General features: G+C 71.8%; 16 protein-coding genes. 7 read left to right on the forward strand and 9 right to left on the reverse strand.

Going from position 1 to position 15,108, the window contains the following annotated elements:
* Positions 1 to 51 precede the first annotated feature (51 nt).
* Positions 52 to 1,215: an ROK family protein gene (locus ACFC1X_RS33960; RefSeq protein ID WP_376361431.1), complete on the reverse strand. Its 1,164-nt coding sequence runs from the start codon at positions 1,213 to 1,215 to the stop codon at positions 52 to 54.
* 163 nt (positions 1,216 to 1,378) lie between these two features.
* On the opposite strand from ACFC1X_RS33960, the gene ACFC1X_RS33965 reads away from it, so the two are divergent.
* The 4 genes from ACFC1X_RS33965 to ACFC1X_RS33980 are packed head-to-tail and all read left to right on the forward strand — an operon-like array spanning position 1,379 to position 5,825.
* Positions 1,379 to 2,278, forward strand: coding sequence for a carbohydrate ABC transporter permease (locus ACFC1X_RS33965; RefSeq protein WP_376361434.1), 900 nt, complete (start codon positions 1,379 to 1,381; stop codon positions 2,276 to 2,278).
* Positions 2,279 to 2,294: 16 nt separating this feature from the next.
* The gene (locus tag ACFC1X_RS33970) at positions 2,295 to 3,257 is read left to right on the forward strand and encodes a carbohydrate ABC transporter permease (protein WP_376361437.1); all 963 of its coding nucleotides are present in this window, start codon (positions 2,295 to 2,297) and stop codon (positions 3,255 to 3,257) included.
* Positions 3,258 to 3,267: 10 nt separating this feature from the next.
* A complete protein-coding gene (locus ACFC1X_RS33975; RefSeq protein ID WP_376361440.1) occupies positions 3,268 to 4,608 on the forward strand; it encodes an ABC transporter substrate-binding protein in 1,341 nt (446 codons plus the stop codon).
* 14 nt (positions 4,609 to 4,622) lie between these two features.
* Positions 4,623 to 5,825 carry a Gfo/Idh/MocA family protein gene (locus ACFC1X_RS33980; protein WP_376361443.1) on the forward strand — a complete coding sequence of 401 codons (1,203 nt, stop codon included), beginning with the start codon at positions 4,623 to 4,625 and terminating at the stop codon, positions 5,823 to 5,825.
* A 31-nt stretch (positions 5,826 to 5,856) separates the two neighbouring features.
* Here the strand turns inward: ACFC1X_RS33980 and ACFC1X_RS33985 are convergent, their stop codons facing one another.
* The gene (locus tag ACFC1X_RS33985) at positions 5,857 to 6,552 is read right to left on the reverse strand and encodes a L,D-transpeptidase family protein (RefSeq protein ID WP_376361446.1); all 696 of its coding nucleotides are present in this window, start codon (positions 6,550 to 6,552) and stop codon (positions 5,857 to 5,859) included.
* Between the two features lie 150 nt (positions 6,553 to 6,702).
* On the reverse strand, positions 6,703 to 7,503 hold the full coding sequence (locus ACFC1X_RS33990; RefSeq protein WP_376361449.1) for an SDR family NAD(P)-dependent oxidoreductase: 801 nt from the start codon (positions 7,501 to 7,503) through the stop codon (positions 6,703 to 6,705).
* Positions 7,504 to 7,551: 48 nt separating this feature from the next.
* Here ACFC1X_RS33990 and ACFC1X_RS33995 point away from each other — a divergent pair, with 48 nt between their 5' ends.
* Entirely contained in the window at positions 7,552 to 8,091 is a 540-nt protein-coding gene (locus ACFC1X_RS33995; RefSeq protein ID WP_376361452.1) for a hypothetical protein, read from the forward strand.
* Here the strand turns inward: ACFC1X_RS33995 and ACFC1X_RS34000 are convergent.
* The 3 genes from ACFC1X_RS34000 to ACFC1X_RS34010 form a co-directional block, all read right to left on the reverse strand.
* Positions 8,075 to 9,001, reverse strand: coding sequence for an SDR family oxidoreductase (locus tag ACFC1X_RS34000; protein WP_376361455.1), 927 nt, complete (start codon positions 8,999 to 9,001; stop codon positions 8,075 to 8,077). The two genes, ACFC1X_RS33995 and ACFC1X_RS34000, sit on opposite strands and share 17 nt — an antisense overlap.
* Before the next feature lie 98 nt (positions 9,002 to 9,099).
* The gene (locus ACFC1X_RS34005) at positions 9,100 to 9,729 is read right to left on the reverse strand and encodes an MBL fold metallo-hydrolase (RefSeq protein WP_376361458.1); all 630 of its coding nucleotides are present in this window, start codon (positions 9,727 to 9,729) and stop codon (positions 9,100 to 9,102) included.
* Positions 9,729 to 10,817, reverse strand: coding sequence for an S-(hydroxymethyl)mycothiol dehydrogenase (locus ACFC1X_RS34010; protein ID WP_376361461.1), 1,089 nt, complete (start codon positions 10,815 to 10,817; stop codon positions 9,729 to 9,731). Before ACFC1X_RS34010 ends, ACFC1X_RS34005 begins: the two co-directional genes overlap by 1 nt.
* Before the next feature lie 129 nt (positions 10,818 to 10,946).
* On the opposite strand from ACFC1X_RS34010, the gene ACFC1X_RS34015 reads away from it, so the two are divergent.
* The gene (locus ACFC1X_RS34015) at positions 10,947 to 12,701 is read left to right on the forward strand and encodes an ABC transporter ATP-binding protein (RefSeq protein ID WP_376361463.1); all 1,755 of its coding nucleotides are present in this window, start codon (positions 10,947 to 10,949) and stop codon (positions 12,699 to 12,701) included.
* A gap of 15 nt (positions 12,702 to 12,716) precedes the next feature.
* On the opposite strand, the gene ACFC1X_RS34020 is transcribed toward ACFC1X_RS34015, so the two are convergent.
* From ACFC1X_RS34020 to ACFC1X_RS34030, 3 genes are all read right to left on the reverse strand, one after another.
* Positions 12,717 to 12,998 (reverse strand): hypothetical protein, encoded by a 282-nt coding sequence (locus tag ACFC1X_RS34020; protein ID WP_376361466.1) that lies wholly within the window; start codon positions 12,996 to 12,998, stop codon positions 12,717 to 12,719.
* 85 nt (positions 12,999 to 13,083) lie between these two features.
* Complete coding sequence (locus ACFC1X_RS34025) at positions 13,084 to 14,088, reverse strand: CU044_5270 family protein (protein ID WP_376361469.1); 1,005 nt, start codon at positions 14,086 to 14,088, stop codon at positions 13,084 to 13,086.
* Positions 14,081 to 14,674: an RNA polymerase sigma factor gene (locus tag ACFC1X_RS34030; protein ID WP_376361472.1), complete on the reverse strand. Its 594-nt coding sequence runs from the start codon at positions 14,672 to 14,674 to the stop codon at positions 14,081 to 14,083. Before ACFC1X_RS34030 ends, ACFC1X_RS34025 begins: the two co-directional genes overlap by 8 nt.
* A 105-nt stretch (positions 14,675 to 14,779) precedes the next feature.
* On the opposite strand from ACFC1X_RS34030, the gene ACFC1X_RS34035 reads away from it, so the two are divergent.
* Positions 14,780 to 15,108, forward strand: a 329-nt coding sequence (locus tag ACFC1X_RS34035) for a cbb3-type cytochrome c oxidase subunit I (protein ID WP_376361479.1), incomplete at its 3' end; no start/stop codon positions are given.

Here is a 15,108-nt window from a genome sequence, read left to right on the forward strand (position 1 = left end):
CCTGCGAGTTCGTTACCGCCGCGTGTGTTCCACCGCACACGGGTGCCGACTTCAGGCCTGCGCGGCCCCCAGCACCAGTACCTGGATGGCCAGTACGGCCGCGCCGCGCGCCCAGTCGTGGAAGTCGGACACCTTGGTCTCCAGGGCGACCGGTGCGGCCTGCGGGTGCCGGTTGTCGCGGACGGTGTCCTCCACCACCTTTCCGGCCACGTCCATCAGCCCCACCCCCTCCCCCGCGAGCAGGATCTTCTGCGGCATCACGAAGTTGGCGATCTGGGCCACCAGGGTGCCCAGGGCGCGTCCGGCCTCCTCGATCACCCGGGCGGCCATGGGCTCCTCGGCGGTGGCGGCCGCGAGGATCTCCTCCCAGGTCAGGTCATGTCCGGTGGCCGCCCGGACCTGGTAGCGGATGTTGGGGATGGTCAGCAGCGACACGGCGCTGCCGCGCCGCCCGTCCGGGGTGAGCGGGCCGTGCGGGTCGACGATCCAGTGGCGCCCGAAGCCCCGGTCCTCGTCCCCCGCGTACGGCACCCGCCTGCCGCCGAGCACCAGCCCGTAGCCGATGCCGGCGCCGATGGTGAGGACGACGAACCGGTCCAGACCGCGCCCCGCCCCGAACCAGGTCTCGGCCTCCACGAAGGCGGCCGTGTCGTTCTCCACGACGACCGGCAGCCCGGTCCGCTCCTCGACGAGTGCGGCGAGCGGCACACCCCGCCAGCCCAGGAAGGGTGACTCGCCGACCACGGCACGGTCCTCGACGAGTCCGCCGACACCGATGCCGATCCCGGCGACCCCGGGGCGCCCGCGCGACAGCTCGTCGGTCATCCGGGCCAGCAGCGCGGCGGCCTCGCCGGGATCGCGGGTGGTCAGCGGCCGGTCGTGCCGGGCGACGATCTCACTGCGGAGGGTGGTGACGACGCCGTACACCATGTCCTGCGTGATCTTGAAGCCGACGAAGTAACGGGAGTCCGCGACCACGTCGAGCGGCTGGGACGGGCGCCCCTGCCGCACCTCGGCCACGCCGCCCGCCTCGGGGACCTCCACCAGCAGTCGCGACTCGATGAGCGGCTTGGTCAGCCGGGTGAGGCTGCCGGGCGACAGACCCAGCCGCCGGGCGATCTCGGTCCGGGACAACGGGCCGTGCACGAGCACCTCGATCGCCACGGAACGCTCACCGGGGCTCAGCGGGGGCCAGCTGGAAGCGGCTGCGGCCATGACGATCGAACCCCTTTTTTCCGTGCCGGAAACAACATGGCCAGACTACGACCGGAGCGCTGGCCCGGAAAAGATGTTTGCACGCCTCTTGACGACTTAATTGTTCCGCACCAAAAGTATGTGACGCCAGGACGAGCCGCCGCCCCTGCGAGGGAGTCCCCCGATGACCGTCGTCTCCAACAGTCCGCCGTCCCGCCCGCGGGGTGACGGACGCCTCGCCGCCCTGTTCGTCGCACCGGCGCTCCTGGGCTTCGTGGTCTTCCTCCTCTGGCCGACCCTGCGCGGCGTCTATCTGAGCTTCACCAGCTTCAACCTGCTGACTCCCGCGGAGTGGGTGGGCCTGGACAACTACGTGCGGATGGTCCACGACCCCATCTTCTGGGACTCGCTGCGGGTGACCGTCGTCTACGTGGTCATCAACATCGGCGTACAGACGGTCTCGGCCCTGGCCATCGCCGTCCTGCTCCAGCGGCTGACGCAGTCCTCGGTGCTGCGCGGGATCGTGCTCACGCCGTACCTGATGTCCAACGTGGTGGCCGGCGTCGTCTGGCTGTGGATCCTGGACACCCAGCTCGGCATCGGCAACGAGATCGTCGCGGGCCTGGGTCTCGACCGCATCCCGTTCCTGGCCGACGAGACCTGGGCGGTCCCGGTCATCGCGCTGATCAACGTGTGGCGGCACGTGGGCTACACGGCGCTGCTGCTGTTCGCGGGGCTCCAGGCCATCCCCAACGACATGTACGAGGCCGCGAAGGTGGACGGCGCGAGCGAGTGGCGGATGTTCTGGCGGATCACGATGCCGCTGCTGCGGCCGGTCCTCGCGGTCGTCCTGATCATGACGGTGATCGGTTCGTTCCAGGTCTTCGACACGGTCGCCGTGACCACGGCCGGCGGCCCGGCGAACGCCACCAACGTGCTCCAGTACTACATCTACGGCGCCGCCTTCGGCCGCTTCCAGTTCGGCTACGCCTCGGCCATGTCCGTAGCGCTGCTCGTCGTGCTGAGCGCCATCACCTTCGTCCAGTACCGGCTCACCCGGGCCGGACAGACCGACCTCGGCTGACGGGGAGGAGACCGAGATGACCGAGACGACCTCCGTGGCCGACAGGCCCCCGGTGGCCCGGACGGCCCCCGCGGCCGGCCCGGCGACGGCACGGCCCGGCGGGCGCCGCCTCTCCCCCGGGCGGATCGCGGCCTGGACGGTGATGGCCGCGATCGTGCTCATCACCGTGCTGCCGTTCTACTGGATCCTGCGCACCGCGCTGTCCACCAACACCGGACTGGCCGCGCACCCGGCCGATCCGCTGCCGGTCGACCCGACCGCCGGCGGCTTCGAACGGGCCCTGGGTCTGCAGTCCGCCGAGGAGGCGATCGCGCAGGGCGGCGCGGGCGGCGGGCTCAAGTTCTGGCGGTACCTGCTCAACTCGGTACTCGTGTCGACCCTGATCACCGTCTGCCAGATCCTCTTCTCCGCGATGGCCGCCTACGCCTTCGCCCGGCTGCGCTGGCGGGGCCGGGACACGGTGTTCGCCCTGTTCCTGGCCGGGCTGATGGTGCCGGCCATCTTCACCCTGCTGCCGAACTTCGTGCTCATCAAGGAACTCGGCCTGGTGGACTCGCTGCTGGGCATCGCCCTGCCGACGATGTTCATGACGCCCTTCGCGGTGTTCTTCCTGCGGCAGTTCTTCATGAACGTCCCCCGGGAGGTGGAGGAGGCGGCCCTGCTGGACGGCGCGGGCAAGGTGCGGGTCTTCTTCCGGGTCCTGCTGCCGATGGCCTCGACACCCGTCCTGACGCTGTCCGTACTGACGTACATCACGTCCTGGAACGACTACTTCTGGCCGCTGATGGTCTCCTACAGCGACGGCTCACGCGTGCTGACCGTGGCGCTGGCCGTCTTCCGCGCCCAGAACCCGCAGAGCGGCACCGACTGGTCGGGGCTGATGGCGGCCACGCTCATCGCGGCACTGCCGATGCTGCTGCTCTTCGGCGTCTTCGCGCGCCGCATCGTCAGCACCATCGGCTTCACCGGCATCAAGTGAGGGGACGGGCATGCGATTTCGTACGGTCGCGGCGCTGACCGGGGCGCTGACACTGTCCCTGGTGAGCGGCTGCGCGCAGGGCGGCTCCACCGGGGGCTCCGGGAACACGGTCACGTACTGGCTGTGGGACGCCAACCAGCTGCCCGCGTACCAGGCGTGCGCGAAGGACTTCGAGCGGCGCAACCCGGGCCTGGACGTGAAGATCACCCAGATGGGCTGGGACGACTACTGGACCAAGCTCACCGCGAGCTTCATCGCCGGCACCCAGCCGGACGTCTTCACCGACCACGTCCAGAAGTTCGGCCAGTTCGCCGACCTGGAGGTGCTGGAACCGCTGGACGGCCTCGGCATCGAGGACGCCGACTACCAGCCGGGCCTGGCCGCCGGCTGGCTCGGCCGGGACGGTCACCGCTACGGCGCCCCGAAGGACTGGGACACCGTCGCCCTCTTCTACAACGAGAGGATGGCGAAGGACGCCGGACTGAGTGCCGACGAGCTGAACGGCCTCTCCTGGAACCCCGAGGACGGCGGCAGCTTCGAGAAGGCCGTCGCGCACCTGACCGTGGACGAGCGGGGCAGGCGAGGCGACGAACCCGGCTTCGACAAGGACAACGTCAAGGTCTACGGCCTCGCCTCGGGCGGCGGCGGGGACGGCGACGGCCAGACCACCTGGAGCACCTTCGCCGCGTCCGCGGGCTGGACCTACACCGACAAGGAGCGGTGGGGCACCGAGTACCGGTACGACGACGCCACCTTCCAGTCGGTCGTCGACTGGTACTTCGGGCTGGCGGACAAGGGCTACATGGCCCCGCTCAGCGACTACAGCTCCAAGTCCAACCCGGCCAACGCGCAGGTGGCCGCGGGCCGGGCGGCGACGGCCTTCGACGGGGCGTGGATGATCTCGACGTACGCCGGTCTCGAGGGCATGGACATCGCCACCGCCGTCAACCCGGCCGGTCCGACCGGCGAGCGGGCCACGATGATGAACGGCCTCGCGGACTCCGTCACCAAGAACGCCCGCAACAAGCCGGGCGCCCTGAAATGGGTGAAGTACCTGGCCTCCGAGGAGTGCCAGCGCACCGTCGGCCGGTACGGCATCGTCTTCCCGGCCACGCCGGAGGGCACCGAGGCGGCCGTCGCGGCGTACGAGAAGAAGGGCGTCGACGTGTCGGCCTTCACGCGGCCCGTCGACGACCCGGAGGACTTCCGGACCTTCACCTACCCGATCACGGACAACGCCGCGGACGTGCTGGCGCTCATGCAACCCGCCATGCAGGACGTCTACGGCGGCAAGCCGGTCGGCAGCCTCGACGCGACCAATGACCAGATCAATCTCATCCTCGACCAGTGAAGGGCACGCCATCCATGACGTTCTCCCTCGGCATCGTCGGTGCCGGCCAGTTCTCCGGCCAGTTCGCCAGGCTGTTCCTGGCCCACCCAGGTGTGCGCGACGTGTACGTCACCGACCTGCTGCCGGAGCGGGCCGAGCGGCTCGCCGCCGCCGAAGGCCTCGCCGGCACCTTCCCCAGCTACGAGGCGATGCTGGAGTCCCCGGCGGTCGACGCCGTCGCGGTCTTCACCCAGCGCTGGACCCACGGCCCGCTGGTCCTCCAGGGCCTGGGCGCGGGCAAGCACGTGTACTCGGCGGTCCCCATGGCGATCAGTACGCAGGAGATCGCGGAGATCATCGACGCGGTCAAGGCGACCGGGCTGACCTACATGATGGGTGAGACCAGCCAGTACAACCCGGCGACCGTGCACGCCCGCAACAAGATCGCCGAGGGAGCCTTCGGACGGCTCTTCTACGCCGAGGGCGACTACGTCCACGACATGGACCTGGGCTTCTACGAGGCGTACCAGTACAGCGGCGGCGAGGGGTGGAAGGCCACCGCCAGCTATCCGCCGCTGCTGTACCCCACGCACTCGGTGGGCGGGGTGCTGGGCGCGTGGGGGACGCACGCGGTGAGCGTCTCGGCGCTCGGTGTGGTGGACGAGCGCGGCGACGGCGTCTTCGACCGGTCGGTCAGCCGGTTCGACAACGACGTCTCCAACGCGACGGCGCTGTTCGAGGTGGCCGGCGGCGGATCGTTCCGCACCAACGAGTTCCGCCGGGTCGGCTATCCCTCGCACATCCGGGAGTCCCGTTTCCGGTTCTTCGGCACGGAGGCGAGCATGGAGCAGCTGGCGACCGTGGCGCTGTGGCAGGACAAGACCGGGGTCGAGGACATCAGCGAGCTGCTGGAGCCCAAGCCGACCATGGCGCCGGACGACCCCTCGCTCCAGCACATCGCGCCGGAGCTGCGGGCCGCCTTCACCTCGGGTTCGGCACCGGTGCACGACCGGGAGCGTCTGCCGCGGGCGCTCGACCACATGCACAACGGCCACGAGGGCAGCCACCACTTCCTGGTGGACGACTTCGTGACCGCCGTGAACTCCCGGACGCTGCCGTCCGTGAACGCGTGGGTCGCCGCCCGCTACACCCTGCCGGGCATCGTCGCGCACGAGTCCGCGCGGCAGGGCGGGGTCAGGCTGGAGATACCGGACTTCGGGGACGCGCCCCAGCCGTGAGGCCGTCGCGCGAGCCGGGTGCCCGTCGGTCTCAGGTGCCCGGCTTGCGGCCGTACACGTAGACGTCGTCGTTCTTCTTCAGCAGCGACCAGTACTTCTTCGCGTCGGTCTTCGTCATGTTGACGCAGCCGTGCGAGCCCGGCGGGCTCCACACGCTGACGCCGACGGAGTGGAAGGCCTGGCCGCCGTCGAAGAACTGGCTGTAGGGCATCGGCACGTCGTAGATGGTCGAGTGGTGGTTGAGGTTGCGCCAGTAGACCTTCTTCAGGCCGGTGCGGGTCTCGTAGCCGTTGCGGCCGGTGCGGACCGGCACCGGGCCGTAGACCAGCTTCTTGCCGTCCTGGATCCAGCTGAGCTGGAGGGTGAGGTCGACGCAGGCGATACGGCCCTTGTTGACCGGGCATTTGCCGGATTTGTTCGGGTTCTTGCCGACGGCCTTCTGCTTCGTCATCAGGTCCATCACGCCCCACGTGATGGGTCCCGCGTAGCCGGCGTTCGGCTTGATGCCGTGCTTGGTCTGGAAGGCGCGGATGGCCTTGCAGTCGGCGGTGGACTGCTTGCCGTCGGCCGTGCGGCCGAGGAACTTCTCCACCTTCTTCTGGTACGGACCCGTCGTCGCGGTGCAGCTCGCGGCCTGGGCCGGCGCGGCCGTGAGCACGAGCGTGAGCGGTGCCACCAGTGCGGTGACCCCGAGTGCGACGACTGCTCGTCTGCGTATGTCCCCCATGGCCGGCCTTTCGCGAAGAAGCGGTGAGGTGGTGGGAGGTCGCCGTGGTGCGCTCCCGGCCTGATAGACAGCCGCCGGGCGGATTCGGTTGCCCTGTCGCGCCCACTCGCCACGAAAGCGTGACAAACACCACCGGGTTTCCGCCATCCCTCAGTCCGTCTCGCCCCACGCGCGCAGGGCCTGCCGGAACCCCGTGTTGACCGCGGTCAGACCGCCGTCGACCGCCAGGGTGGTGCCGGTGATCCACGACGCGTCGCGCGAGGCCAGGAAGGCGACGGCCGCCGCGATGTCCTCCGGCTCGCCGACCCGGCCCAGCGGGTACAGGTCCCGTACCGCGGCCAGTTCCTCGTCCCGGCCCTCCCAGGCCGTGGTGCGCACCGTGCCCGGCGTCACGAGGTTGACGCGGACGCCGCGCGCGGCGGCGTGTCCGGCGAGGGTGCGGGTCAGCGAGCCGAGGCCGGCCTTCGCGGCGCTGTAGGCGTGGTTGCCGAAGTCCTGGACGCCGTTGACCGAGCCGACGCTCACGATCGCGCCCCGTCCGGTGGCCGCGAGGTGGGGCAGCGCGGCCCGGCAGCAGCGGTAGGCGCCGGTGAGGGTGACGTCGAGGTCGCGGGCCCAGACGTCGTCGGGCTCGTCCTCGAAGAGCGGGGCGTCGGGGGTGCAGGCGTAGGCGTTGTTGACCAGGACGTCGAGGGCGCCGAAGGTGTCCACGGCGTGGGCGACGGCCGCCTCGACGGACGCCCGGTCGCCGACGTCGCAGGCGAACGCCTCGGCGGTGAGCCCCTGTTCGGTCAGCGCGTCGGCCGTGCGCCGGGCCGCGGGCAGGTCGACGTCGGTCAGCAGCACCTGCGCCCCCTCGGTGGCGAACCGGCGTGCGGTGGCCGCGCCGATGCCCCGGGCGGCGCCGGTGACGAGTACTCCGTGGTCCGTGAAACGCCTCATGTCCGTCATGGACCGACCGTAGTACCGGAAAGATCAACGGGCGGCTACCGTGCCGCCATGTCCGCATTCCTGCAGCAACTCCCCGCGCTCCTGGGCGTCGTGATCGGCGCGCTCGGGTCGTATCTCGCCGTGGTCCGCAGCGACCGGGCCCGGCTCCGGCGGGAGACCGAGGCCCGCTGGGAGGAGCGCAGGCTGGCGGTGTACGCCGACTACGCACGGGTCCTGAAGACCTCGGTCACGCTGGCCTACCGGATAGCCGCCCACCTCGGCAACGACCCGCACCCGCACCCCCTCGACCCGCGCGACGCCGCCGCCGCGCAGGCGGAGGCGGCGCTGTCGCGGGATCCCGCCGGGGAGGCGCTGCTGCTGCTGGGCAGCAGGCAGGTGGTGGAGAAGGCGCGGGTGTGGGTCGTCGCGGTGCTCGACATGGAGCGGTTCCTGCGCGAGGAGACCCGCGACCCCGCCGCCTGGCAGGCGCTGCTGGAGCGGCACCGGGCCGCGCGGGAGGGCTACTACGCGGCCGTACGCGAGGATCTGGCCCTGCCGCCGGGTCACGGGGCCCGGTGGGCGCTGCCGCCCGTCAGCGATACCCGGTGACGTCGGCGGGACGGCCGGCGTCCTGGACCTCGACGACGTAGCGCCAGGCGTCCGGGCGGCTGCCGTCGAGGTCGGTGAAGCCGTACTCCTGGGCGAGTCCCCCGCTGGAGAGGGAGCGGCCGTTGAACCGCGCCACGTCCGGGTCTGCGGCCAGCGCGGCCACGGCCCGGCCCACGTAGCGGGGCGTCTCGGAGATGGCGAAGTGCGGGACGCGGTCGAGGGCGTCGCGCCAGTTGTCCTCGCGTACGCCGTAGTGGTCGAGCATGATCTCCGAGCGCAGCCAGCCCGGGGTCAGCGCCACGGCGGTGGCCCCTCGCGGTCCGAGCTCGTGGCCCAGGCCGAAGGCCATGCGCACGACGGACGTCTTGGCCAGGTCGTAGAAGAAGGAGTTGCGGTAGTGGTCGCGGTTGTAGTCGTCGGTGCCGTCGGTGACCTCGACGACCAGCCCGCCTGACGCACGCAGCAGCAGCGGCAGGGCGTGGTGGCTGGTGACGGCGTGCGTCTCGACGGCGAGGCGCAGCAGCCGCAGCCCGTTGTCGAGGTCGTGCTCCCACACGGGGCTGTCCCACTCGAAGAGGTTCTCGCCGCCCCAGATGTCGTTGACCAGGATGTCGAGGCGGGCCTGCTCCCGGGCGATGCGGTCGACGAGCCGGGCGACCTGCTCCGGTTCGAGGTGGTCGGCGGGCACCGCGATGCCGTGCCCGCCGGCCTCGGTGACCAGGTCGGCGGTGTCCTCGATGGTCTCGGGGCGGTCGTACTCCGAGCGCCGGGCGCGGGTGCTGCGGCCGGTGACGTAGACGGTGGCGCCGGCCGCGCCCAGTTCGACGGCGATGCCGCGTCCGGCGCCGCGGGTGGCTCCCGCGACGAGTGCGACCTTGCCGGCCAGCGGTTTCTTCGGTGACCCTGCCATGTACTTCCCGTTCCTCTCCCGCACGAGTGCTGTCGTGTTCGAGAGTGCCCGGGAAGCCGGACATCTTCTGTCACCTTTTCCGCGTGTCCCGCACGGGGTCAGTGTCCCCGGTCGATCCACTCCTTCAAGTGCGGGGCCTCGGCGCCGATGGTGGTCGGGTCGCCGTGGCCGGTGCGGACCTCGGTCTCCGGCGGCAGCACCAGCAGCCGGTCGCGGATCGAGTCGATGATGGTCGGGAAGTGGGAGTAGGACCGGCCGGTGGCGCCGGGTCCGCCCTGGAAGAGGGTGTCGCCGGTGAAGACGGTGCCGAGACCCGGGTCGTACAGGCAGACCGCGCCGGGCGCGTGTCCGGGGGTGTGCAGGACGGTCAGGTCGGCGCCGGCGGCCTCGATGACGAGTCCGTCCGTCAGCCAGGCGTCGGGGTCCCGGTCGGGGTGGGTCTGGTGCCACAGCGGCAGGTCGTCACGGTGCAGCCAGATGGTGGCGCCGGTGCGCTCGGCCAGGGCGGGCGCGGCGTTGACGTGGTCGTTGTGGGCGTGGGTGCACACGATGGCCGTCAGCCGGCGGTCCCCGACGGCCTCGGCGATCGCGTCGGCGTCGTGGGCCGCGTCGATGACGACCACCTCGTGGTCGTCGCCGACCAGCCAGACGTTGTTGTCGACGTCCCAGGTGCCGCCGTCGAGCATGAACTGGCCGGAGGTGACGAGGCGTTCGATGCGCGCGGACATCAGAGCACCACCACCGAGCGGAGCACGTCGCCGGCGTGCATCCGGTCGAAGGCCTGCTCGACCTCGTCCAGCCGGATGGTCTCGGTGACGAACTTGTCCAGCGCGAGGCGGCCCTGGAGGTGCAGGTCGATGAGCATCGGGAAGTCGCGGGAGGGCAGGCAGTCGCCGTACCAGGACGACTTCAGCGAACCGCCGCGCCCGAAGACGTCCAGCAGCGGCAGTTCCAGCTTCATCTCGGGCGTCGGCACGCCGACCAGGACGACGGTGCCGGCCAGGTCGCGGGCGTAGAAGGCCTGCCGGTAGGTCTCGGGACGGCCGACCGCCTCGATGACGACGTCGGCGCCGAAGCCGCCGGTCAGTTCGCGAATGGCTTCGACGGGGTCGGTCTCGCGGGAGTTGACGGTGTGGGTGGCGCCCATGGAGCGGGCGGTCTCCAGCTTGCGGTCGTCGATGTCCACGGCGATCACCTTCGCCGCCCCGGCCAGGTGGGAGCCGGCGATCGCCGCGTCGCCGACGCCGCCGCAGCCGATGACGGCGACGGTGTCACCGCGCCCGACGTTGCCGGTGTTGATGGCGGCGCCGATGCCGGCCATCACCCCGCAGCCCAGCAGACCGGCCACCTGTGCGGAGACGGCCGGGTCGACCTTGGTGCACTGTCCGGCGGCGACCAGGGTCTTCTCGGCGAAGGCGCCGATGCCGAGGGCCGGGGACAGCTCCTGCCCGGTCGAGGCGAGGGTCATCCTCTGCTCGGCATTGTGGGTGTCGAAGCAGTACCAGGGGCGTCCGCGCAGACAGGCCCGGCAGGTGCCGCACACGGCACGCCAGTTGAGGATCACGAAGTCGCCGGGGGCCACGTCGGTGACGCCGGCGCCGACCGACTCCACGACACCTGCGGCCTCGTGGCCGAGCAGGAAGGGGTAGTCGTCGCTGATGCCGCCCTGCTTGTAGTGCAGGTCGGTGTGGCACACCCCGCAGGCCTGGACCTTGACCACGGCCTCGCCCGGGCCGGGATCGGGCACGACGATCGTCTCGATCCGGACCGGCTCGTCCTTGCCCGGTGCGATCACGCCGCGTACTTCCTGCGCCATGCTTGTGACCCTTTCCTCGGCCGTTCAGCGTCCCTCCCGACCCTACGCGCAACGGATCGGTGAGGGGCGCTTCGGCGGCGTGCCGGGCCCACGTAGCCTGAGGCGTCGCCCGCCTGCCGAAGGAGTCCCGTGAGCGCCGCCGATCCGGAAGCCGGTCCGCCAGCCTGGCGGCTTCTCCTGTCGTACGTACGGCCGCACCGGCGCGCCCTGTTCGCGGGCGCCCTGCTCTCGCTGGTCACGGGCGGCACGGGGCTGCTGCTGCCGCTGGTGGCGCGGGAGCTGATCGACGACCTGGCCCACGACCGGGCCATCACCGGTGCGCTGCTCGCCATGTCGGGGCTGGTGGTCGCCAACGCGGCGCTCGGGGCGCTCGGTTCGTACGTGCTGCGGCGCACCGCCGAGTCGGTGGTGCTCGGGGCGCGGCGCACCCTGTCGTCGTATCTGCTGCGGCTGCGCGTCTCGGCGGTGGACCGCACCGAGCCCGGCGACCTGATGGCCCGGATCACCTCCGACACCACCCTACTGCGCGAGGTCACCACCGACTCCCTGATCGGCGTGGGCACCGGCGGGCTCACGCTGGTGGCGACGCTGGTGATGATGGGCGTGGTCGACCCGGTGCTCCTCGGGGTGACGCTGGCGGTGGTCGTCGGGGCCGGACTGGTGCTGGGCCTGATCGTGCCGCGCATCAACCGGGCGAGCCGGCAGGCGCAGGACGCGGTCGGGGTGATGGGCGCCGCGCTGGAGCGGATCCTGGGCGCGCTGCGCACGGTGAAGGCGTCCGGCGCCGAGCCCCGGGAGGAACGGGCGCTGCACGAGGCCGCCGAGGAGTCGTGGCGGCAGAGCGTGCGGGCCGCCAAGTGGTCGGCCGCCGCGGGCAATACCGCGGGGCTGGCGATGCAGATCGCCTTCATCACGGTGCTCGCGGTGGGCGGGGCGCGGGTGGCGACGGGTGCGATCGACGTCGGCACGCTGGTGGCGTTCCTGCTGTTCGTCTTCTATCTGATGTCACCGATACAGGAGGTCGTCGGCGCGGTCACGCAGTACCAGACGGGCCGGGCGGCGCTCGCCCGCATCCACGAGGCGATGCGGCTGCCCGCCGAGCCGACGCTCCACCCGGCCCCGCTGCCCTCGCCGGGCGCGGAACCGGCGTCCGTCTCCTTCCGCGACGTCCGCTTCCGGTACGCCGAGGATCTGCCGTACATCCACCACGGGGTGACCTTCGACGTGCCGGGCCGGGGGCTGACGGCGTTCGTCGGCCCGTCGGGCGCGGGGAAGACCACCGTGTTCTCGCTCATCGAGCGGTTCTACGACCCGGGGTCCGGGGAGATCACGCTGGACGGCCGGAGCCTGGCGGAGTGGGAACTGGCCTCGCTGCGCGCCTCGATCGGCTACGTGGAGCAGGACGCCCCGGTGCTGTCCGGTTCGCTGCGGGACAACCTGCTGCTGGGCAGTCCCGAGGCGGACGAGGACGCCGTCCGTACGGTCCTGAAGACGACCCGCCTCGACACTCTGGTCGGCCGGCTGCCGAACGGTCTGGAGACGCTGGTGGGGCACCGCGGCACCAAGCTGTCCGGCGGGGAGCGCCAGCGGGTCGCGATCGCCCGCGCGCTGTTGCGCCGCCCCCGGCTGCTGCTGCTCGACGAGGCCACCTCGCAGCTGGACGCGGTGAACGAGGCGGCGTTGCGCGACACGGTGGCCGAGGTGGCGCGGACGACGACGGTGCTGGTAGTCGCACACCGGCTGTCCACGGTGACGACGGCCGACCGGATCGTGGTGATGGACGCGGGGCGGGTGCGCGCGGTCGGCACGCACCGGGAACTGGTCACCGCGGACCCGCTGTATGCGGAGCTGGCGGCGACCCAGTTCCTGGCGGCCGGCGGCTGAGCGCGCCGGCCTCGGTCAGCCCAGGGCGGGGACGGCGCCGAACAGCGGCGAGACCAGGTCGGTGACCTGCTGGAGCTGGTCGAGGTCGTTGAGCCGGTTCAGCTGCTGGGAGGGGAGCGGCACCTGGGCGCGGTCCTCGGCGGGCATGTCGTTGACCGCGAGCGAGTCGAGGGTGTTGGTCACGCTGAGCTTGTCGGTGCCCAGCGGGCCCCCTGCCGCGCTCGCCATCGGGGCGGCGAGAGCGGTGACACCGGCTGCGAGCCCGACAACGGCGACCATACGTCGTGTGGAGATCATGCCGTGCGCAACGCCGGCAGGCCGCGGGCGGACACGGGCGGCCCACACCACTCACCCGTGAGGAGCAGTGGCCCGGGTGCCGCCGTCAGCGGGTCCAGGCGCGGTACTCCATGACGTCGCCGGCCCGCACGCCGTACTCGGGCTGGTCCGCGGTGAAGGTGGTCTCCAGGCCGAGGACGGCGCCGGTGGCCGGGTTCACGATCAGCATGCGGCGCACGCCGGTCCCCTCGTACACGTAGGCGTGGCCGGGCCGGCCGAGGCGGTCGGTGACCCGTCCGGCGGGACGCAGCCCACCGTCGTCCGCCAGGAGCCGGGTGAGCGCCGCCGACTCGCGGGCGCCCAGGGTCCAGTTGTCGAGCAGGAGCGCGGTGGCGTCGAGCAGTTCAGGGGTGTCGAGGGTCTCGCTGTGCTGGGCCTCCTCCAGGTAGGCGCGCAGGCGTGCGGCGGCGTGCGGCGGCGGCGACTCGGGCGGGGCGTCGCTCCAGCTCGGCGGGCGGGTCCGGCGGCTGATGACGTGGCCGTCCTCGACCAGGCGGGGCGTGCCGTCCTCGTCCTCGCCGAGGACCGGGCGTCCCGGGTGGCGCGGGTCGGTCGCCACGACCAGCTCGGTGGAGCGGCCGTCGGGCGTCCAGCGCACGACGCGCTCCTCGGGGAGCGTGACCGGGGGCGCGTCGTCGGACATGCCCAGGCTCCAGGACCGCACGTGCGTGCCCTTGCGCAGTGCGGGCCCGCCGTCCGCCGCGGCCCGTTCGGCACGGTCGGCGAGCCGGTCCAGCGGCAGGGGCGTGGCGTCGGCGAGCACGGCCAGCGGGCGGGGCACGGCGACGGCGGGCGCGGTGCTCGGGCCGCCGAGCAGCAGCGCCGACACGGTCACGGTGACGACGGCGCCGGCGGCCAGGCCCCAGGCCGCGCGGACGCGGCGCCGGGCGGGCCGGGCGAGCCACCGGGACGGCCGGTCCGTGGCCGCCGGTCCGTGCAGCAGCCCTTCCAGGTGGCGTTCGGCGCGGGGGCCGAGGGGGCCGTCGCCGAGGTGCGGGGCGTCGGCGGGGACCGGGTTGGCGCGGCGCAGGAGGTCGAGTTCGTCAGCCATGGCCGTGTTCCTTCGCGGGGATGGCGTCGGCGGTGGTCGCCGGGTGCGGGGGCCGCCGTGCGGCGTGCGGGGTGGCCGTGGAGGGCCGGCCCATGCGGTCGATCTCCGTTCTCAGCCGGGCGCGGGCGCGGTGCAGCCGCATCGACGCGGCCCGGCTGCCGCAGCCGAGGGCGACGGCCAGTTCGTCCACGCCGAGTTCCTCCCAGGCGGTCAGCCGCAGCACCTCCTGGTCCTTGTCGGAGAGCCTGGCCAGCGCCTCGTGCACCCAGCCGCCGGGCGGTTCCGCCTCGGGTCCGCAGGTGAGGTGCCGGCCGTGCGCGGCGTGGTCGTTGCCGAGCCGGTCGAGGAGCCGGCGTCGGCGGCCCCGGCCGCGCACCGCGTTGGCCAGGCAGTTGCGTGCCACCCCGTACAGCCAGGGCAGCGGGGTGTGCGGCAGCTCGGCGCGGCGGCGCCAGGCCACCGTGAACACCTCCGCCACCACTTCCTCGACCTCGCCGGTGCGCCCGTCCAGCCGTCGCGCCACATAGCGGCTGACCGCCCAGTAGTGCTCGCGGTAGGCAGCGGCGAAGATCTCGTCGTTGCTCATGTCGTGTTCGTGTCCGGCACCCTCGTGATCGTCACAGGTGATTTCGTGACGCTCGTCTCGTCGTACGAGTGTGACGTCCCCGCGGGGCTCGGACACAGGCGGGGCGTGAGGAACCTCAAGAGCATCAAGTGGTTGACGACCACGGACCACAAGACGATCGGCACGCTGTATCTGGTGACGTCGTTCGCGTTCTTCTGCATCGGTGGCGTGATGGCGCTGTTCATGCGCGCCGAGCTGGCCCGGCCGGGTCTGCAGATCATGTCGAACGAGCAGTTCAACCAGGCGTTCACGATGCACGGCACGATCATGCTGCTGATGTTCGCGACGCCGCTGTTCGCCGGCTTCACGAACTGGATCATGCCGCTGCAGATCGGCGCGCCGGACGTGGCGTTCCCGCGGCTGAACATGTTCGCCTACTGGCTGTACCTGTTCGG

The organism is Streptomyces sp. NPDC056128, from assembly GCF_042263835.1.
Taxonomy (GTDB): domain Bacteria; phylum Actinomycetota; class Actinomycetes; order Streptomycetales; family Streptomycetaceae; genus Streptomyces.